This window comes from Limnothrix sp. FACHB-881, assembly GCF_014698135.1.
Classification (GTDB): Bacteria; Cyanobacteriota; Cyanobacteriia; order CACIAM-69d; family CACIAM-69d; genus CACIAM-69d.
The window spans coordinates 171138-190733 of the sequence record NZ_JACJSN010000008.1; the positions used below are offsets into that span (position 1 = coordinate 171138).

A 19596-nucleotide genomic window follows, 5' to 3' on the forward strand; every position below is an offset into this window, starting at 1 on the left:
TCCAAGCATGGCACAGGTATGGCGGCGGTTGCGAGTGGCGATCCTCGGCGCTGTAATTGGCGCGATCGGAACCGGAGCCATGGTTTGCCCGCAGTCGCTGGCCGCCGCCCTCACTCAGCCTCACCGGGCCGAGACCCAACCGGAGCGCCCCCAAATGCCACCCCGAATGCCACCCCGAACGCCACCCCGGATGCGTTCACCCGTGGAGTTGACCGAAAATCAGGTTCGATCGCGCTTGGAAGGGCTGCTGGCCGCCATCAAAAACCAAGATATTGAGGCGATCGTCAGCTTCTATGCACCCAATGCGGCAATTCGGGCAACGGTGAACCTCGCCGGAGGATCTCAAATGATTCGGCTTGACGGTCGCCAACAAATTCGAGATTTGCTGGAGCTAGCCTATCCCCAAATGCGTATGACCGCCGTTCGTTACGAAGATTTGGTGATTGAGATTTCGCCCGATCGCTCCCAAGCGGTGGTGACCTGCACCCTGTTTCAGTCGGCGCTGGCTCGCGATCAGCCCCTGAACAGTGTGGCGAATCAGCGGTTGGTGTTTCGCGTCATTGATCAAGAAATTCTAATTACCGAAGATATTTCTGAGGAAACGAGTCGTAGTTTTCCCAAAAATTAATTCCAACCTAGCGGCCCTGTGGGAAATTCGTGACCGGGAAAATTGCCCAACAATTCCCGCGCTGAAAACCGGAAACCCCTTGGAAAATATTGATCAAGACTCAGCAGAATTCTGAGATCGTGGGGCGCGGCTGTCATGACTCATGATGTGCAAATCCACTGACTGCTCCGTTAGGAGATTCATCAATCGGTAGGTTAAAGAGCCGCGCAGCAATAATTGCCACCGCGATCGACGGGTTTCGCCCAGCACAATTTGTGTAATTCGATAATCTCGGGCCACTTTGGCGATCTCCTGGGGAATGTTGGAGGCTTGAACTTGTAAAAACTCCCCCCCAAACTCCTCACAAAGTCGCTGACAGCCTTCAATTTGGAGCGCTTCGCTTTTGCTTAAAAACCGATCGGGCGGACAAACAAATAAGCCATACAAGGGCGCATTCATATAACTCGCCAAACGTGCTGCCCGTCGTAATAGGCGCATCGATCCTTCGTAGGTTGAAACACAGACCAACACGCGCTCGTGAATGTTACAAAATGGAGTGCTGGGATCTTGGTCGATCGCCTGTTCTTCAACATTGTCGGCCACTTCCCGCAAGGCCAATTCTCGCAGAGCAATCAGGTGGCGACGCTGAAAGAAATTGGTCAACGCTTGGGGAATTTTATCCAGGGCATAAACCTTCCCATCCTGTAGGCGTTCTTCCAAGGTTTCAGGGGTGACATCAATCACCACCACCTCATTCGCTTCCTCAAGAATTCGATCGGGCACGCGCTCTCGAATCACCACACCGGTAATTTGAGTCACGAGATCATTGAGGCTTTCTAAATGCTGAATATTCAGCGTGGAAAACACATCAATTCCCGCCCCCAAAATCAGCTCTACATCTTGATAGCGTTTGGGGCGATCGCTCGTGGGCACATTGGTATGGGCCAGCTCATCAATTAATACCAACTGGGGCTGGCGATCGCAAATGGCGGCCACATCCATCTCCGGCAGCAATCGATTTTGGTAAGCAATTTGGGCGGGGGGAACCACCTCCAGCCCGATCGCTTTGTCGGCGGTTTCTTTGCGGCCATGGGTTTCCAATAACCCAATCACCACATCCACGCCCTCTGCTTTTAATTGCTGGCCTTCTTCCAACATGCGGTAAGTTTTGCCAACACCGGGAGCCATGCCGATAAAGACTTTATGTTTACCGCGTTTGGGAATATGCATGAGCTGATCGCCCTTTGAAACTGACTGCGCCCCTAGGGATTGGCCGATCGCCCATTGCCGGGTTTCGCCTTGTTGTTCAAGATGCTGTCGAGGGTCTGCCCCGGTGGCAAATCCGTGAAGACCCGATCGCCCGGTTTAATGCCTTGGAGTACCTGCACCTGATTGCCTAAGGTGGGGCCCAAAACCACCGCGCGAAACTCGGGCTTTTGGGTGGCATTGGGGACTAAAACGCCCGTGCGCCCGCGATCGGTCACCACGGCCACCGTCGGCACAACCACGGCTTGGGGCAGGCGATCGCCCACAAAGACCAAATCCACATTCATGCCCGATCGCAACACCTCCTGCCCCGACAGAATCGCCACGCGCACTTCAAAGGAGGTGACATCGCGCTCCCGAATCGCTTCCGGAGCCACCAGCTTCACCCGTCCCCGAAAGACCCGATCGGGATAGGCATCGGCCGTAATTTCCACCGTTTGCCCCAACTTGATTTGCCCAATGTCCACTTCCGGAACCCGAGCCAACACCTCCAACCCGCTGGCCAGAGCCGCGATCGAGGTGGAAGTTGCTCCACTGCCGGAGGAAGCGGACGTGGTGGGAGTCACGAAGGAGCCGGGTTCTGCATACTTTTGGGAAATGAATCCGGCAAAGGGCGCACGCACCACGGTGTCATTCAATTGCGTTTGGATCAGGGCCATTTGGGCGCGGGCCTCGGCCACATCGGCCCGGGCGGCGGCGATGTCCTCAATCCGGGAACCGTTCCGAATTCGATCGCGCCCCTTTTGGGATTCCACCAACGCCGCCTTGGCTCGATCGACATCCGCCTTGGCGCTGCGGGCCTCTTGCTCAAACCCATCCAGGCGATCGCGCTCAATTACTCCCGCTTCCGCCAGCGATCGGTTGCGTTCCAGCCGTTCCCGCGCCAAATCCAGCCGCGCCTGGGCACTCACCACATCCGCGCGCGATCGATTAACGCGAGCTTCCGCCTCGGCAATTTCTTCCGGTCGGTTGCCGGTTTGGGCCTCCGCCAGCCTTGCCTGGGCCCGCGCCAAGCCGGCCTGGGCCCGCGCCAGTTGCGCCCGCAGTTCCGCATCATCCATCCGGGCAATCACTTGGCCCTTTTGCACCGCATCTCCCTGCTCCACATACAACTCCAGCAGTCGCCCGGAGGTTTTGGGACTCAGGTTCACGGTTTGGATCGGGCGGATAGTGCCGCTTGCATCAATCTTGACCGTCAAATTAGCGGAGGTGACCGGAACGGTCAGCTTGGCCAAGGGATCAACCGCCGGATCCGCTGGCTTGCGCAATTGCCACAGACCCCAACCGGCGGCCCCCAAGATGGCCGTGGCCGCCACCCCAAACAGAGGCCAAAACAAACGGCGCGATCGCTGCTCCCATTGGTTCAGCTCCTGGAGTGCCGAGGGTGAGGCTGGGGGGGCAGATCCAGAGTCCGAATCAGCAGCCGGGGCACTTGATGGAGATCGCTGGGCCGTGCCCGATCGACCCGCATTCGATCGCTGGGTATCAGGCTGAGACTCAAGTTGCACAGGTTGCTACTCAGAACGCGCTAACTATATTCATTATGAAAGGGATTGGGCGAACTGCGGGAGCCGCCGCCCGGCGAAATCTCCACACCCGGTGATCGCCCCAGCGGCCTCCCGATCGTCCCCAGTTTTTGCCCCCAGCGTTGCCCAAGATCCCGCCCTAGCCGGGCCAAGCGCTGCCTCAAAAAAATTTAAAAAAATTTTGGGCTGCCTATTGGGAATTTTCGATCCTTGTGCTATTGTTATCTCCCGTGGTGGAAGCGGGTCGATGCCCGAGTGGTTAATGGGGACGGACTGTAAATCCGTTGGCTATGCCTACGCTGGTTCAAATCCAGCTCGGCCCACCACCCCGCCTCTGTAGCTCAGTGGTAGAGCGCACCCTTGGTAAGGGTGAGGTCACGAGTTCAATCCTCGTCAGAGGCTCTTTTGATCAGCTCATTGAAATCTTTGAGCCTCTATTGTCAACCCCTATTCAGTCCCTATAGCGAATTGAGCGCACCAGTTATGGCAGCGTCTAACTTCGATTGGCTCCATCGCGGAACCGCCGATATTTTTCCCAACCAACCCGACTCAGCGGATCCGACCCAGAACCTAGAGCGGTTGTTGGCCACGACCGATCGCCCCTTGCGCGTCAAGCTCGGCATTGACCCCACCGGCAGCGAGATTCACCTGGGGCACAGCATTCCCGTTCGCAAATTGCGCGCTTTCCAGGATGCGGGCCACACCGCCGTCCTGATTATTGGCGATTTCACCGCTCGCATTGGCGACCCCACCGGTAAATCGGAAGTGCGCAAGCAACTAACCGAAGCGCAAGTGCAAGCCAACGCGGAAACCTATTTGGAACAGGTGCGATCGATCCTGGATTTTGAAACGCCTGGCCGCCTGGAGGTGCGCTACAACTCCGAGTGGTTAGCCAAGCTGGACTTAGGCAAAATCCTGGAACTCCTCAGCACCATGACCGTTGGCCAAATGTTGGCCAAGGAAGGGTTTGCAGAGCGCTATCAGCAGGAAAGTCCCATCTTTTTGCATGAATTTCTCTATCCGTTGATGCAGGGCTACGACTCCGTGGCCGTGCGGGCGGATGTGGAACTGGGTGGCACAGACCAAAAGTTCAACCTAGCCGTAGGGCGAGATTTGCAGCGCCACTTTGGCCAAAAACCACAATTTGGATTGCTCACGCCCATTTTGATCGGGACAGATGGGGTGCAAAAAATGTCCAAATCCTTGGGGAACTATGTGGCCCTGCGAGAAGACCCGCTCACCATGTATTCCAAGCTGGAAAAGGTGGCCGATGCGCAACTGGAAACCTACTTTGAACTGATGACGGATTTCCCGTTGGATCAGTTGCCCGAAAATCCCCGCGATCGCCAGAAATTGTTGGCCCTGGAAATTACCCAACAAATCCATGGCGAGGCGATCGCCCTGCAAGCCCAAAAAGATGCCATGAATTTGGTGTCGGGCGGTGGCGGTGCGGAAAATGTACCGGAATTTTCCTTGGCGCAGGTGGAATTTCCGGCTCCAATTTTCTATCTTTTGAGTGCCACAAAGTTATGTACCACCAGTAGCGAAGCCCGTCGCCAAATTCAAGGGGGCGGTGTGAAACTGGATGGCGAAAAGCTGGCGGATGTGAACCAAAAGTTTGAATCAGCGGCGGATTTGTTGGGCAAAGTGCTGCAAGTGGGAAAAAAGAAATTTGTGCGATTAGTCGCCTAGGAACAGCCCAAAGCCTAGTAGCGCGACAGGATTAATACATTGGGTCAACGTTGCGGAGCCAGTCGTGGTAACAAGGGGCTTGAGCATCTTGCTGCTTAACGATCAGGTGATGGCAACAGCCATATCATTTAACCCAGTGAATTAAGGCAGCCACGCTACTAGCCTGAGAGTTGATTGCCCCTGGCAACCAACAAAATCCGATTGTTATACTGGCCAGCCGGGCTAGCCTCAAAATGGTTACTCAAGCCAGCCTGGCAAGGTTGGGCAAAGTAATGCTGGGCTGGGCAATGCTGGGCTAGGGCTAATCAACAATCGGTGATTCCCATGTTTAAGAGTTTGGCTTCGGATGCCTTGGGTCTCAGTGATATTGGGGTGGTGATTCGTCCCCAGGATTACGGCAAGGTTGATGCGGACGACTACATCATCAATGAAGAAGGCGAGAAAATCTATTTTTTGATTAAGTCCAAGATGGATGAATATTGCTTCACCAACTTGGCCCTAATCCATGTGGATGGCACATCGGCTGTCAGCAAAAAACGCACTTTGCGGCGCTTTAACTATGCCCACCATGCCATTTCCCATGTGACTTTGGAAACGGCGGGAACGCTCGATCGGGATGTGGAAATTAAGTTTTCCATGGGCAGCCAGCATTACTCGATCGATGTGGCCAAAGTCCATATTCACGAACTCAAGGACTTGTATAAGGCCCTGCTGAAAATTGCCTTGATTCAGCAGGAAAATACTGCGTTCCACGGCTATGCACAAACCAGTTTGAACACGGCGGCCACCACTATCAGCCGATCGACCAGCACTTCAACGGCCGAAGAGCAATTCAAGGCAATTAACCAATACGCATTCAATTGGTTAAAGCTGGCCCATGAGTCCTATGTGCGCAAGGATTTTGGGGAAGTTTTCGAGAAGTTTATTAATAACTAATCGCTCGCGGCTAACTTCTTGCGGGTTTGTCGCCTAATCTTCCTCAATTCGGTAACCCAAATCGGCCAGGCGAGCGGGCGACCGCCGCCATTTGGGTTGCAACTTCACGTACAACTCCAGGTAAACCTTGCCATCAATTAACTTTTGAATTTGTTCGCGGGCTGCCGTGCCGATCGCCTTCAGCATGGAACCACCTTTGCCGATCAAGATTGCCTTTTGGCTGGCCCGTTCAATGTGAATGGTGGCTAATACGCGGGTAATTTTCGGGGTTTCCTCCACCCGATCGATTTCCACCGCCACGGAATGGGGAATTTCGTCCCGGGCATGGAGCAAAATTTGCTCGCGAATTAGTTCGCCCATAATGAATCGTTCGGGGCGATCGGTCACCAATTCCGGGGGGTAATAAAACGGGCCCGGCGGCAGTTGATCGATCAGCGCCTGCAATAGGTCTTCTGTCCCTTCGCCCTGGAGTGCCGAAAACCGCACGATCGGCCAACCCCGATCGGCCGCCAAGGCCGCGTAGGACGCTTCCACCGTCGGATCCGTTTGCAGATCAATTTTGTTCAGCCCCAAAACCACCGGTACGGATGCTTGGGCCAGCCACTCGGCTACAAAGCGATCGCCCCCGCCTGCTTCCACCGACCCATCGACCACAAACAGCAGCAAATCCGCCGAATGGATGGCCATGCGTGCATTGGCCACCAACACTTTGCCCAATTCGTGGTGGGGCTTATGAATGCCGGGCGTGTCTACAAACACAATTTGCGCATCATCCCGGGTCAGGATGCCCCGCAGCCGGTTGCGAGTGGTTTGGGCGATCGGGGAGACGATGGCTACTTTTTGCCCCACCAAACCATTCATCAGCGTGGACTTGCCCACATTTGGCCGCCCCACAATTCCCACAAAGCCCGATCGAAAATCGTCGGGAGCCGTCGGAATTCCCAAATTCAGCGCCTCTAGCATTTCATCCAACGAGTTGGCCACAGCGGCGCGATCGTCCGTTGGCTGGGAATGCTGTTCAATGCTCATAGGGTTGCGACTGACGATGTGGGAAATGGTGTTGGAGAAGATGGCAGGACAAGCCGTTCAAAAGTTTTCAGCCCACGGTGAAATCCATGGTGAAGCCGATTGCTGAGCCGATTGTGCAGCCAATCACTAAACAAATTGTTAAACAGCTTGTTAAACAAATTGTGAAACCAACTGTTAAAACGGATCGGCGATCGGGCGGCAGGTAGCGGATTTGGGGCGATCGCTTCGGGATCGAAATGGGGCAATATGGCCAAGGTAGCCTCGGCAACCGCTTGACCACGGCCAATCCATGGCCCCGTCAAGATTCTAACCCGCCCTTGCCGTTGGGTCTTCCCACCCTTGCGTTAGGACAATTATTCGTCAACCCCCGCATGACCGAGCCATCCCTCTTGCCTTCTCCCACAAACCCCGCTGACGATCCGCTTGAGGATCCCCTTGCCAAGGTGCGGGCCCAGTTCGATCGCGCCCCCTATCCCCGCATTCCGCTCGATCGCTTACCGGCCGAAACCCATACCTACTGGCACGATTTCCGCACCGCCTACTATCGTCGCAACCAAAAAATTGCCAACACCGAAGGGCGGTTGATGCTGGATGTGGGCTGTGGCAGTGGATACGGCGTGTTGAGCATGGCTTTGGCCAACCCCGGTGCGCGCATTGTGGGGGTGGACTTGTCGCCCGCTTCCGTGGACTTGGCCCAAAAGCGCTTGGAGCATCATGGATTGGGCGATCGCGTGGAATTTCATGCATTGGCAATGGAAGAATTGCCGAAATTAGGCATGGAATTTGACTACATTAACTGCGATGAATTGCTATATCTGCAACCGGATCCTGCCGATGGGTTGGCGGCCATGAAAGCCGTCTTGAAACCCGATGGCATTATTCGTTCCAATCTCCATAGTCTTTATCAGCGATTTGACTATTTCAAGGCCCAAAGCTTGGCTCACCTGATTGGGTTGATGGATGACAATCCGGGTGAGCTAGAAATGGGAATTCTGACTGAATTGATGGAGTCTTTGAAGGATACAACACTCCTGAAAATGCGAATTTGGGATTCTGGGAAAATGAAGGATGAACAGCGGGTGATGATGAACCTGTTGTTCCAGCGCGATCGGGGATTTACTATTCCGCAGCTTTTTGACTATATCGATCGCTCCGGTCTGGAATTCATTAGCATGACCGATTGGCAGTCCTGGGAAGTGACGGATCTGTTCAAAGACCCAGAGAATATGCCCATTTCGATTGCTTTTGGCTTGTCGGAAGCGCCGATTTCCGATCAACTACACTTTTTTGATTTGATTCGATCGAACCATCGACTTTTAGATTTCTGGTGTGGTCATCCTGACGCGGCGCAACCCTGGACAGCCCTCAGCGATTGGGAACCAGAAGATTGGCATCAATCCCGAGCCGCGCTTCACCCGCAGTTAGATACGCCAGAATTTGCCGCAGACCTCAAAAATGTGGTTTTAAAGGGCACTGATTTAAAGTTGAGTCAACACTTGTCTCTGAACTGGGGTTGGGAGTCGGTCAGCAGCGCGATCGCTATCGGGTTGTTGCCCCTGTTGGAAGGGATGAAAACCTTTACGGAACTCGCAGATTCGCTGCAACAATTGCGTCCTGTGGATCCAGTAACCTTGGAACCCATTGCGCGATCGGAAGTGGAAGCAGCCTTGCGTTATCTGCTCTTGGAATTGGGTCAAGCGGGTTATTTGTTGGTTGAACTCGCCTGAATTGAACTCGCCTGAGTGGAAGCAGCCTTGCGTTATCTGCTCTTGGAATTGGGTCAAGCGGGTTATTTGTTGGTTGAACTCGCCTGAATTGAACTCGCCTGAGTTGAACTTGCCTGAATTGAGCTGAATTACTGGGTGAATTGAACTGACGAATTGACGAATTAACTTGACTGGGCGCGAATTTTTTGAAAATTCACGAAAACTCGAACTGAGTCAGGCCAAATTAATTTGAGTCAAATCAAATTCAAATCAAATTCAAACCAAATTCAAGTCAAATTCAAGTCAAGCCAGATTGAGTCAAATTGAATCGAATTGATTGATTTCGCAGCCCTGATTGGAAGCCCTGATTTGCCATGAATTTTGAATCTTCCGCTGAACGAGAAGCCTGGATTCAGCGACAGTTTGACCAAACGCCTTATCCTCGCGAACCGATCGAAACGGCTCCCGATAGTCAGCCCGACGAATTTCATGCCCACTCCTTGGCCACCGCATTCTATGCCCGCGATCGCCGATCGGTCAGCTCCGAAGGAATGCAGATTCTGGATGTGGGTTGCGGCAGCGGCTTTAAGGGTTTGATGTTGGCTCATCTGAACCCGGGAACAACCATTACCGGCATTGATCTTTCTCCGGCTTCGATCGACGTGGCGATCGAGCGGTTTCGGCGGTTTGATTTGCTCGATCGGGCTAAATTTTTAACCCTCAATATCGATCAGCTTCCTAGCCTCAATCAGCAATTTGACTACATCAACTGCGATGAGGTGCTGTACCTGTTGGAAGATCCCCTCGCTAGTTTGCGGTTGATGGCCAGCGTGCTGAAACCAACGGGTATTTTGCGAGTGAATTTGCATAGCTTCAACACTCGAATTCCCGTGCTTTGTGCCCAGGAATTTTTGCGTGATGTGGGTGCGATCACACCCGATCGGGATGAAAAAACCACCATGACTCTGGTGGAATCCATTGTGTTGTCCCTGAATCCGCGCAATGTGGATGTGCGGAAAATGTGGGATCGCAATGACACTGACAATCCTGATATTCGCGAGCGGATCTTGGCTTTTAATTTCATGCTCCACGGCGATCGGGGATTTTCAGTGCCGGAAGTGTTTGACCTAGTTGATGGTGCAAACTTACAGGTCATTGCCCCGGTGGAACCCCAGGATTGGACAGTGAAAACCATGCTGGATCTGGAGCAATTTCCCGAGGAACTGCGATCGCGATTTGCGCAAATCAGTTGTCGTGAACAAATGCATTGGCATGATCTGTTGGTTAGCCGCAACCGATTGATCGACATATTCTGTACGCCAAAAACCATGGCAGAACCGCCGCAGTCGCCCACGGTTGAGCAGTTGGTTCAGCAGCCCGATCGCACCCAAGCGGTGCTGCACCCACTTCTGAACAATCCAGAATTTGAAGCCGCCCTCGTGGAATCCTGCCGCTACCTCAAGCCCCTGAACTTCGCGAAATTTTTGCGGCGGCCGGAAGGGATCGCAGCGGCCAGTGCCAGCCTAGTGCCTGTGTTGGTTCCGCTGTTGACGGGGCCCCAACCGATTACGCAACTGATCGATCGGTTCATGCGGGTGCGGCCCCTGAACCCAGTCGATCGATCACCAGTCGATCGCGCCAGTGCCACCCAAGCGGTTTGCAGCTTCTTGCGGGACTTGGAAACCTTCGGCTACATCTTCCTAGAGTCCACTGAGGCCTAGAGTCGATCCAGAATCCCTAAAAAGGCATCCCTTGGGCATCCCGAAAAATGGCGCTGAACAGGTGCTGCGCTCGCCCGTCAGGATCGCGGAAATCATGATCCTGATCCAAAAGCCACCTAAAAATTCCTTGGGGTTAACTCTCGAATATGCTTGTTTAACAAGGGTTTTCAGGCTTTTTCCCTTGACCCCAAAAAAATTCTGCTGCGGTTGATATGAATCCCCGGTAACCTGGGTAAGTTGCAAGCATGAGGGGAACAAAATCCCCACCTTCCCAACCTTCCTCCCCCGACTCTCGAGGAGACTATCCCAGATGAAAGCTGAATTCAAAGCCAAGCTGATCCAACACCTCGCCCAGCGCCGCAACAGCGAAGAAGGCTTCACCCTGATTGAACTGCTGGTTGTAATCATCATCATCGGTATTCTGGCAGCAATTGCTCTGCCCTCCTTCCTCAACCAAGCCGCTAAGGCTCGTCAGTCGGAAGGTAGCACCTATGTTGGTTCGCTCAACCGTGCTCAACAGGCTTACTACGTGGAGCAAGGTAAGTTTGCTGCTGACCTGAAGACCCTGAACGCTGGTATCAAGGAAAAAACCGATAACTTCGAGTACAAGACCGTTGGTACCGACACGGAAGCAACCAGCACCGCTGATAAGCTGCAAGCTTCTCTGAAGAGCTTCAAGGGCGTGGTGAAGTTGGAAGACCAACAAGCCAAGGCTATCTTGTGCATCACGGCTAAGGAAAATGAAGCTGCTAGCTCTGCTACCAAGTTGGCTAGCGACTCTACCAAGGATTGCAACTAATCAAGGCTAGCGCAGTCCATTGCGAAAATGGATAGCCTTGGGTGGAGCCAGTGTTGTCGCTGGCTCCACCTTGTTTTTTGGGAATTTCTTTGGGAACTTTTCAAGGATCCGATCGCTAGCGATCGGCTGAAATGAGGACAAGACATTGTTGAACGCTGGGGTCGGCGCAGCCGGTGCAGTCGCCGCCGAGGGCCAGGGTTTGCTGAATTTGGCCGATCGCCTCGGAAGTGATGATTTCCCCAGGCACGATTGCGGGAATTCCCGGCGGATAGGGACAAATCCACTCAGCGGCAATGCGCCCGATCGCCCGGTCAAGGTCGATCGCCTCGGTGGGGCGCTGGCTGGCCTGGCGTGGGGTCAGCGGGGCCGGACTGGGAGGCGCAAGCAACCCGGCAATGGCATCCAGCCCCCGATCGGGAGCCATTTGGGGCGATCGCGCCAGGGCCCCCAAAGCCGCCACCAAGCGATCGGCTTCCTGGTCGGTGTTGGCCGGTGTCCAAACAAAGGTTAGGTGCTGGGGGCTGCTGAGTTCGGCGGTGATCCCCCAATCTTGGTCTAACGCTTCATCGGCCTGGTAACCATTCCAGCCAGCCAAGTGAACAGTCAAGCGCGATCGATCCAGATTTGGCCCCGAAAGCACCCGAATCGCCCGCTCGCCCGCCAACTGCGATCGCACCCGATCGACCCGCACCAACGTTTGGCCCCAATCAACTTGACCCCACAGCGCCGCCCGCCGCCGAGCCGCGTCCAAGCTGGCCATCAGCAAATAGCTGGGGCTGCTGGAGGTGACCCATCGCAACACTTGATTCAGCCGATCGCGATCGATCAAAGCCTGGGGGTGTAGATGAAGCAGCGCCGATTGGGTTAAGGAACCAAGGGTTTTGTGAGCCGAAGCCACCACCAGATCCGCGCCGGCCGCCAAGGGAGCGATCGGGAGTTCCGAATGCAGCCCCAAGTGGGCCCCGTGGGCCGCATCGACAATTAAAGGAATACCGTGCGATCGAGTGAGTTGGGCGATCGCGGGCAAATCCGAAACCCAACCGTGATAGGTCGGTGACACCAGCAGCACCGCCTTCGCTTGGGGATAGGTCGCCAGGGCTTGGGCGATCGCCTCGGGAGTCACCACCGTGGGCATTTGCCATTCCCGATCGACCGTTGGCCAAACCCAGCAGGGCCGCGCCCCCGCAAGAATTAAACCTGCCAAAACAGATTGATGGGCATTGCGAGCCACAATCAGCGAGTCGCCATCTTGGCAAACTGCCCCGATCGCCGCCACCAGTCCGCTCGTGGCCCCATTCACCAAGAATCGAGTGAGGCCCGCCCCAAAGCAATCGGCCGCCAACGCTTCGGCCGCCGCGATCACGCCCTGGGGAGCCGCCCAATTATCCAACCCATCCAGTTCTGTTAAATCCCAGGCCCAGCAATCGCCCCAAGCATCCGCCAACAGCGGGTCGATCGCCCGGCCCTTATGACCCGGCACATGAAACCGCCCCGATCGACGGCCCGCGCGATCGGCCAGCGCTTCGAGCAAGGGTGCGGCTTGCTGACACTCAGCGTGATGATCCGTGTGATGACCCGTGATTGCGTTTGAGATCTCAAACTGTCCCCCCAATTCCATGCATCCCCATCCTGTATTTCACAATCAATTCATTCAAGAGCCATTCCTTCCACCCAAAACACCCTCTACCATGCGCCACACCACCGCCTGGATCGTCCAAGTTTGGCTATCGTTTCTGTTTTCAACCGGGGGGACAGCCCTTTGCATCTATTACCTTCCGGTCGATACCTGGATGAAATTTGCCATGTCCATGGGTTTGGGTTTCACCATCAGCTCAACCCTGACGCTGGCCAAAACCACCCGCGACCAATATGAAGTCAAACAATTGGTGGCCAAGGTCGAAGAAGCAAAGGTTGAAAAACTGTTGGCCCAACATCATTAACAGCAGGAGACTGAGACATCTCTTGAGGTGCTCGCAAATCACCAATCACCTTGGCTTGGGCAATCTCTAGGGGTAGTCATCCACAACGGCAACCTGACCCGTCGCCCCCGCGCCCAACCAGCGCCGCGATCGCCCAACCGCGCGGGGACTGCCAAAGTCCGGTACTATGTTGAACTGGATTTCCCAAAAAATTAGCCGCGCAACCGGTGGGATGGCGCAATCGATCGCCGCCACCCTTGCCCAGGCAATCCGAACCCTCTGAATTGACCGACTCAGCCCGCAACCCCAGCACCAGCGAAATGGTACAAGAACGCGTACTTCCCGCAACCCCGACCACCCGCGCCACCGTCACCCGCGAAGAAGGGCTTATGCTCTACGAAGACATGGTGCTGGGTCGCCTTTTTGAAGACAAGTGCGCCGAGATGTACTATCGCGGCAAAATGTTTGGCTTCGTTCACCTCTACAACGGCCAAGAAGCCGTTTCGACGGGGGTGATTCGGGCTTTGCGCCGCGATGCCAATGATTACGTGTGTAGCACCTACCGCGATCACGTTCATGCCCTGAGTGCTGGTGTGCCTGCCCGGGAAGTGATGTCAGAGCTGTTTGGTAAGGTGACGGGTTGCAGCAAGGGCCGTGGTGGTTCTATGCACTTGTTCTCGGAGCCGCACCGCCTGCTGGGGGGCTATGCCTTTGTGTCGGAAGGAATTCCGGTGGCAACGGGCGTGGCCTTCCAAAGCAAGTATCGACGAGAAGCCATGAATGACCCCAGTTCCGACGGGGTGACCGTTTGCTTCTTTGGGGACGGAGCCGCAAACAATGGCCAGTTCTTTGAATGCTTGAACATGGCGGCCCTTTGGAAGCTGCCGGTGATCTATGTCATTGAGAACAATAAATGGGCGATCGGGATGGCCCACGAACGGGCCACCTCTGTACCCGAAATCTACAAAAAAGGCCCCGCATTCGGGATGCCCGGCGTAGAAGTGGACGGGATGGATGTGTTGGCGGTGCGCGGTGTGGCCCAAGAGGCGATCGCCCGGGCCCGCGCTGGTGAAGGCCCCACGGTCATTGAAGCCTTGACCTATCGTTTTCGGGGTCACTCCTTGGCCGATCCGGATGAACTGCGGGCGAAGGAAGAAAAGGAAGTTTGGGGTAAGCGCGATCCGATCACTCGCCTGGCCGATCACCTGCTTGGTGAAGGATTGGTTAAGGCGGAAGAACTGAAAGAGATCGATCGCCGGATCCAAGAGCATGTGAACGATGCGGTGAAATTTGCCCTCGACAGCCCTGAACCGGATCCCAAGGATCTGTACAAGTACATTTTTGCGGAAGATTAAGCTAGCCAGAACCGTCAAAGATCGAATGAACGGGCTAATCGAAAGCTAAGGCGATCGTCCGTCAGAAACCGCGAAATTCCGCATAAACTGGGGCAAAGGGTCATCCTTCCTGCCCCAGTTTTTGATCGGACAAATCCGACAAATCGGACAAACAGATCGCACAGATTTTCCGATCGAGCGATTGGCGCGAATGATTGAGCGAACCTATCGATCGAAGACTGGCAACAGCAATGGGGCAAAACAGAAATGGTCAAAACCAAGGACTGCCGGATCGGGTCATTGTTGATCGGGTCGTTGTTGATCGGGTCATTGTTTTGATTGATGGGCTGTGGGGTGACCTATTGATCCAGCCATCTTGATCCAGCCATCGCGGTTTTGCCCATGAGTCGTCGCTCCCAAGATGCCCCATTACTGATTACGGCTCTGTTCATGTCCTTGGCCCTGTTGGGCGGGGGCTATTGGTTGGTGCGATCGAACGGTCTTTTGGGCAACGAGGGCCAGACCCCGCCAACCGCTAATCCCCAAGGGGGGCCGGCCCCGTCCTTGAGCAGTGGCGAGCAGGTTTTGTTGGCAGATTCGCCCGATAAGTTGGCGGCGGCAGCGGCGGGGCAAGCTGGAGATCCAATCCAGGCGATCGCCCTGTTGCGCAAAAGTCTGCAACAGCGGCCCAATGATCCGGAAGCCCTGATTTATTTGAATAATTGGCTGGCGCGGGAGGCTCCGCAACGGACGATCGCCGTAGTTGTACCGGCGGCTAATTTGCCCGATGTGGCCAAGGAGTTGCTGCGGGGAGTGGCGCAGGCCCAAGCCCAATGGAACCAGGGCGATCGGGAGCGATCCGGCCCGAAACCTACCTGGCAATTGCGAGTGGTGATTGCGGACGACAGCAACAACCCGGTCACCGCCAAGGCCGTTGCCGAAACCCTAGCGGCAGATCCTCGGGTGTTGGGGGTGGTGGGCCACTTCAGCTCCACCACTTCGCTGGCGGCGGCTGGGGTTTATCAACGGGCTGGGCTGCCGATGATTTCCCCTTCCAGCACGGCGGTGACCCTCAGTGGGTTGGGGGATGCGGTGTTGCGAACGGTTCCGAGCGATCGCCAGGCGGGACAGGCCCTGGCGATGGTGGCCCGTCAGCAATTGAAACTGGCGCGGGTCTCGGTGTTTTACAACCCCAAAAGCGCCTATAGCCAATCCCTGAAAACGGAATTTGTGCAACAGTTCATGGCCGACGGCCGGGGCCAGGTGCAGTTGCAAGAAATGGGTTCCGAGCCGATCGATGCGCAACGGGCGATCGGTCAGGCCCAATCGTTCAACACGGAGGGCTTGGTGCTGTTTGGGGAACGCCAAAGCCAGGGTAGCGAAGGGTTAGTGCTCTTGGGCGATCGCTCGACACTGCCGTCAGCTTTGGCGATTGTGGAAGCCAATCAAGGACGGCTGCCGGTGTTGGGGGGTGATTCGATTTATTCACTGGACCTGTTGAAGTTGGGAGCCAGTGCGCAGGGCACGATTCTGGCAATTCCTTGGCATCCGGATTTGCCCCAATCGCTGGATTTTGCCAAGGCCATGCGTCGTCGTTGGGGTGGGGATGTGAATTGGCGAACGGCGATGGCCTACGATGCGGCCCAGGCTTTGATTCAAGCAATTAATCAGGAAATTACTCAAAAACCCGACCCAAAACCGGTTTCTGGCAGTGATTTGAATGAGGCCCAAGACCCCACGCGATCGGCTGTGAAGGCTGCGTTGCATCGGCCAGACTTCCAAGCGGCGGGGTCTTCCGCTTCCGTGCGCTTTGCCAATACGGGCGATCGCTCATTGCCCCTGGTGTTGATCACGGTGCGGGAGGGCAATCGATCGGGAACGGGGTTTGATTTCCGGCTGTTGAATCCTGGCCCCTAAGCGCCCGATTTTTGCCGATTTCTGTTGATTTCTAGGGATCGGTTCCGTCCGTGGATTCTGAGTCGATCGAGCTGGAATCGATTAGGGTGCTGCCCGCGGCCTTGGCCCGCCAGCCTTGGAACAAAACCCCCTGACGCGGGCTAAACAACAGCGACAGCACAAAGAACCCGGAAGCCACCAGCACGATCGCCGGCCCCGAAGGCAAATTGAAAAAATAACTGAGATATAGCCCCGCCACGCTGGAGCAACAACCCAACAGGGCCCCTAGCCCCATCATTTGGTGGAGTCGAGGGACGAGCAAATAGGCTGTGGCTGGCGGCGTAATCAACAGGGCCAACACCAACACCACCCCCACCGCCTTCATGCTGGCCACGATCGTGATCGCGATCGCGGTGGTCAGCCCCCAATCGAGCCAACGGACGGGCAAGCCAGCCGCCTGGGCCCCGAGGCGATCGAACGTATAAAAGTGCAGTTCCTTATAGCAAAGGGCGATCGCTCCGAGCACCAGCGCCGCCGCCAGCCCCGTGTCCCACAGGTCACCGCTGGTCACCGCCAGAAGGTTGCCAAACAGGAAATGATTGAGATCGATTTTGTTGTCTTTTTGGATCGTGGTGATCAGCACAATCCCCAGGGCGAAAAAGGCCGAAAGGACAATGCCCATGGCCGCATCTTCCTTGAGGGGCGATCGATTGCGGATAAAGTCAATGGCCGCCGCGCTCACCAACCCAGCCACCAGGGCCCCTAGGAACAAGCTGCCACCCATGGCAAAGGCGATCGCTAAGCCCACCAACAGAGAATGGCTGATGGCATCGCCCAACAGGGCCATGCGCTGCACCAAAAGATAGCTGCCCGTGCAGGCACAAAGCAGGCCCACCACCACCGCCGCCACCAACGATCGCTGAAAAAAGGTGTATTGCAGCGGTTCCACTAGGGCTTGCAGCAGCCCGTCCATTAGGCGGCCTCCTGGAAGAATTTCACCCGGCTGCCATAGGCCCGTTGCAAATTCAGGTCATTCAACACCGCCGCCCGATCGCCCGCGGCCACCAGTTGGCGATTGAGCAGCACCAAATCATCAAAATGGGTAATCGACTCGCCCAAGTCATGATTCACCACCATCACCACCTTGCCGTCTTGGGCCAGTTCCCGAAACAGGTCAAACAAGATAGCTTCATTGCGCCGATCGACCCCCACGAAGGGTTCATCAAAACAAAACACATCCGCTTCTTGGGCGATCGAGCGTGCCAAAAACACCCGCTGCTGTTGCCCTCCCGATAGCTGAGCGATCGGGCGATCGCGCAATTCCCACAGGCCCACCCGCTCCAGGGCCGCCCGGGCCGCTTGGCGGCTGGTGTTGGAAAAGGGCCGCAGCCAGCCCGTTTTGCGCGTTCGCCCCATCAACACCACATCCCAAACCGTGGCCGGGTAATCCAAATCCACCTGCGATCGTTGGGCCACATAGGCCACGCGATCGAGCTGTTGTTGCAAAGGGCGATCGCCATAGACCACCCGCCCCGCCGCGATCGGCACCAGGCCCAGCATGGCCTTCATCAGGGTGCTTTTGCCCGCCCCATTGGGCCCCACCACGCCCGTCAGCCGTCCGGGCTGGATGCGCAAACTCACATCCAGGAGCGCCTGCACGCCGCGATAGGCAGCATTTAAGTGGTCAATTTCGATCGCATGAGTGCTCATCATCATTGGAGTTGGGCCCATGGGCAAAAAAAGTCCAGATCAAATCGTGCGAAATGACCTGAACCCGATCTAGCAGCTACCTGCCTTTCACGATATCAAACCGAGAAAGATCATGAAAAGATTATGAATGCAATTATGAAATGATAATGAAAGTTAAGTCAAGCCCTCCCAGCGCTCTGATTGGGGCCAGGCTGCGGGCCCTTGGGCAAAAACACCGCGATCGGGCTGGGGTTGGCCCCGGTCTTGGGCTGCTGGCGGTGGCTTGATGATGGCAATGGAGAAACGGCACATGATTCGACCCTTAGAACCCCGAAAACCACGGCAGAAATTACCCCAATTACCCCAGAAAGCACGGCAGAAATTACCCCAGCAATTACGCCAGCAATCACAACTGGCATCACTGCGAAAACACCACACAACCGGCCAGCCCTCGATCGGGCAGCGGGGCCCCGGTTTTGCCTGGGGGCGATGGCTGGGCGGTTTGGGGATTGGGGTCTTGCTGGTGGGCTGTGGGTTAGGAGAACAACCCAGCGGGCCCGATCGGCCCACGGTGGTGGTCACCAACACGATCTTGACGGACTTAACCCAACGGGTGGCGGGTGATGAAGTAATCGTGAAGGGCTTGCTCCGACCCGGCGATGACCCCCACCTCTATGAACCCGTGCCGCGCGATACGGTGGCGATCGAGCGGGCAAATCGGATTTTTTACAATGGCTATAACCTGGAGCCGGGAATTATTAAGCTGATTCAATCTTCGGGGCAGACGGCCAAGGCTGTGGCGATCGGGGAGCGAGTGCCGGCCCTCACCTTGACCGAGCGAGGGGCAACGGTTCCGGATCCCCACGTGTGGGGCAGCGCCCGCAATGGAATAGTGATGGTGATGGCGATTCGGGATGAATTAAGCAAGCTTTCCCCGGGCGATCGGGCGGAGTTTGTGGCCAATGCCGATCGGTTGTTGGGGGAACTCAAACAGCTTGATCAATGGATTGGTGTCCAAATTCAAACCATTCCCGCCGCCCAGCGACGACTGGTGACCACCCACGATGCTTTTCAGTACTATGCCCAGACCTATCGGATTCCGGTGCTCGGAACCCTGATTGGCATTAGCACTGAGGAGCAACCCAGCGCCCAAACCATGGCCCGGATGGCGGCGGCCATTCGCCAAGCCAAAGTGCCAGCAATTTTTGCAGAAACAACCATTAACCCGGCTTTGATTGAGACGGTGGCGGCGGAAAGTGGGGTCACCCTGGCTCCCGACAAGCTCTATGCGGATTCGATCGGGGTGGCTGGGGGGCCGGCCGAGAGCTACGTGAAGATGTTGGCGCAAAATACGCGGGCGATCGTGCGGGCCTTGGGTGGGCACGATCGCCCCTTTGCGCCGAACCTTGCGCCCGCCAGCGCACCCACTCCCTCAAGCGCCCCAGCCATGCCGCGTTAGGGCTGGTTGGCCAAACT

The 19596-nt window shown here is 55.8% G+C and carries 18 protein-coding genes and 2 tRNA genes; 12 read left to right on the plus strand and 8 right to left on the minus strand.

Features of this window, described 5'->3' with window-relative positions:
- The first annotated feature begins 7 nt into the window (after positions 1 to 7).
- Positions 8 to 628: a nuclear transport factor 2 family protein gene (locus H6G52_RS10030; protein WP_190354563.1), complete on the plus strand. Its 621-nt coding sequence runs from the start codon at positions 8 to 10 to the stop codon at positions 626 to 628.
- A 93-nt stretch (positions 629 to 721) separates the two neighbouring features.
- On the opposite strand, the gene H6G52_RS10035 is transcribed toward H6G52_RS10030, so the two are convergent.
- Both H6G52_RS10035 and H6G52_RS10040 read right to left on the minus strand, forming a co-directional pair.
- Positions 722 to 1837, minus strand: a complete 1116-nt coding sequence (locus H6G52_RS10035; RefSeq protein ID WP_190528027.1) for a universal stress protein — start codon at positions 1835 to 1837, stop codon at positions 722 to 724.
- Positions 1838 to 1869: 32 nt separating this feature from the next.
- Complete coding sequence (locus H6G52_RS10040; protein WP_234406830.1) at positions 1870 to 3381, minus strand: HlyD family secretion protein; 1512 nt, start codon at positions 3379 to 3381, stop codon at positions 1870 to 1872.
- A gap of 259 nt (positions 3382 to 3640) precedes the next feature.
- On the opposite strand from H6G52_RS10040, the gene H6G52_RS10045 reads away from it, so the two are divergent.
- The 4 genes from H6G52_RS10045 (at position 3641) to H6G52_RS10060 (ending at position 6027) form a co-directional block, all read left to right on the plus strand.
- Positions 3641 to 3725 (plus strand) — tRNA-Tyr (locus tag H6G52_RS10045).
- A 4-nt stretch (positions 3726 to 3729) separates the two neighbouring features.
- Positions 3730 to 3801: transfer RNA gene (locus H6G52_RS10050), tRNA-Thr, on the plus strand.
- An 81-nt stretch (positions 3802 to 3882) separates the two neighbouring features.
- Positions 3883 to 5091, plus strand: coding sequence for a tyrosine--tRNA ligase (gene tyrS, locus H6G52_RS10055; RefSeq protein ID WP_190528029.1), 1209 nt, complete (start codon positions 3883 to 3885; stop codon positions 5089 to 5091).
- A gap of 324 nt (positions 5092 to 5415) precedes the next feature.
- Positions 5416 to 6027 (plus strand): PH domain-containing protein, encoded by a 612-nt coding sequence (locus H6G52_RS10060; RefSeq protein WP_099532952.1) that lies wholly within the window; start codon positions 5416 to 5418, stop codon positions 6025 to 6027.
- Positions 6028 to 6060: 33 nt separating this feature from the next.
- On the opposite strand, the gene era is transcribed toward H6G52_RS10060, so the two are convergent.
- Positions 6061 to 6990 carry a GTPase Era gene (gene era / locus H6G52_RS10065; RefSeq protein WP_190528076.1) on the minus strand — a complete coding sequence of 310 codons (930 nt, stop codon included), beginning with the start codon at positions 6988 to 6990 and terminating at the stop codon, positions 6061 to 6063.
- Positions 6991 to 7427: 437 nt separating this feature from the next.
- On the opposite strand from era, the gene H6G52_RS10070 reads away from it, so the two are divergent.
- The 3 genes from H6G52_RS10070 to H6G52_RS10080 all read left to right on the plus strand — a co-directional run bounded on the left by H6G52_RS10070 (position 7428) and on the right by H6G52_RS10080 (position 11282).
- Positions 7428 to 8783, plus strand: coding sequence for a bifunctional 2-polyprenyl-6-hydroxyphenol methylase/3-demethylubiquinol 3-O-methyltransferase UbiG (locus H6G52_RS10070; protein WP_190528031.1), 1356 nt, complete (start codon positions 7428 to 7430; stop codon positions 8781 to 8783).
- A 353-nt stretch (positions 8784 to 9136) separates the two neighbouring features.
- Positions 9137 to 10483, plus strand: coding sequence for a class I SAM-dependent methyltransferase (locus tag H6G52_RS10075; RefSeq protein ID WP_190528033.1), 1347 nt, complete (start codon positions 9137 to 9139; stop codon positions 10481 to 10483).
- A 310-nt stretch (positions 10484 to 10793) separates the two neighbouring features.
- Positions 10794 to 11282, plus strand: a complete 489-nt coding sequence (locus H6G52_RS10080) for a type IV pilin-like G/H family protein (RefSeq protein ID WP_190528035.1) — start codon at positions 10794 to 10796, stop codon at positions 11280 to 11282.
- 115 nt (positions 11283 to 11397) lie between these two features.
- Here the strand turns inward: H6G52_RS10080 and H6G52_RS10085 are convergent, their stop codons facing one another.
- Positions 11398 to 12900 carry an aminotransferase class I/II-fold pyridoxal phosphate-dependent enzyme gene (locus H6G52_RS10085; protein WP_190528037.1) on the minus strand — a complete coding sequence of 501 codons (1503 nt, stop codon included), beginning with the start codon at positions 12898 to 12900 and terminating at the stop codon, positions 11398 to 11400.
- 70 nt (positions 12901 to 12970) lie between these two features.
- Between H6G52_RS10085 and H6G52_RS10090 the strand changes: the two genes are divergently transcribed.
- A complete protein-coding gene (locus H6G52_RS10090; RefSeq protein ID WP_190354671.1) occupies positions 12971 to 13222 on the plus strand; it encodes a YiaA/YiaB family inner membrane protein in 252 nt (83 codons plus the stop codon).
- Positions 13223 to 13288: 66 nt separating this feature from the next.
- On the opposite strand, the gene H6G52_RS10095 is transcribed toward H6G52_RS10090, so the two are convergent.
- Positions 13289 to 13456, minus strand: a complete 168-nt coding sequence (locus H6G52_RS10095) for a hypothetical protein (RefSeq protein ID WP_190528039.1) — start codon at positions 13454 to 13456, stop codon at positions 13289 to 13291.
- Positions 13457 to 13521: 65 nt separating this feature from the next.
- On the opposite strand from H6G52_RS10095, the gene pdhA reads away from it, so the two are divergent.
- Both pdhA and H6G52_RS10105 read left to right on the plus strand, forming a co-directional pair.
- Positions 13522 to 14556: a pyruvate dehydrogenase (acetyl-transferring) E1 component subunit alpha gene (gene pdhA, locus H6G52_RS10100; RefSeq protein WP_099532957.1), complete on the plus strand. Its 1035-nt coding sequence runs from the start codon at positions 13522 to 13524 to the stop codon at positions 14554 to 14556.
- Between the two features lie 381 nt (positions 14557 to 14937).
- Positions 14938 to 16452: an ABC transporter substrate-binding protein gene (locus H6G52_RS10105; protein ID WP_190528042.1), complete on the plus strand. Its 1515-nt coding sequence runs from the start codon at positions 14938 to 14940 to the stop codon at positions 16450 to 16452.
- A gap of 31 nt (positions 16453 to 16483) precedes the next feature.
- On the opposite strand, the gene H6G52_RS10110 is transcribed toward H6G52_RS10105, so the two are convergent.
- The 3 genes from H6G52_RS10110 to H6G52_RS10120 form a co-directional block, all read right to left on the minus strand.
- Positions 16484 to 17395, minus strand: a complete 912-nt coding sequence (locus H6G52_RS10110; RefSeq protein ID WP_190528078.1) for an iron chelate uptake ABC transporter family permease subunit — start codon at positions 17393 to 17395, stop codon at positions 16484 to 16486.
- Positions 17396 to 17403: 8 nt separating this feature from the next.
- Positions 17404 to 18162 (minus strand): metal ABC transporter ATP-binding protein, encoded by a 759-nt coding sequence (locus H6G52_RS10115; protein WP_099532945.1) that lies wholly within the window; start codon positions 18160 to 18162, stop codon positions 17404 to 17406.
- 132 nt (positions 18163 to 18294) lie between these two features.
- On the minus strand, positions 18295 to 18432 hold the full coding sequence (locus tag H6G52_RS10120) for a hypothetical protein (protein WP_190528044.1): 138 nt from the start codon (positions 18430 to 18432) through the stop codon (positions 18295 to 18297).
- On the opposite strand from H6G52_RS10120, the gene H6G52_RS10125 reads away from it, so the two are divergent.
- The gene (locus H6G52_RS10125) at positions 18431 to 19579 is read left to right on the plus strand and encodes a metal ABC transporter solute-binding protein, Zn/Mn family (RefSeq protein WP_190528046.1); all 1149 of its coding nucleotides are present in this window, start codon (positions 18431 to 18433) and stop codon (positions 19577 to 19579) included. The two genes, H6G52_RS10120 and H6G52_RS10125, sit on opposite strands and share 2 nt — an antisense overlap.
- The last annotated feature ends 17 nt before the right edge of the window (positions 19580 to 19596 follow it).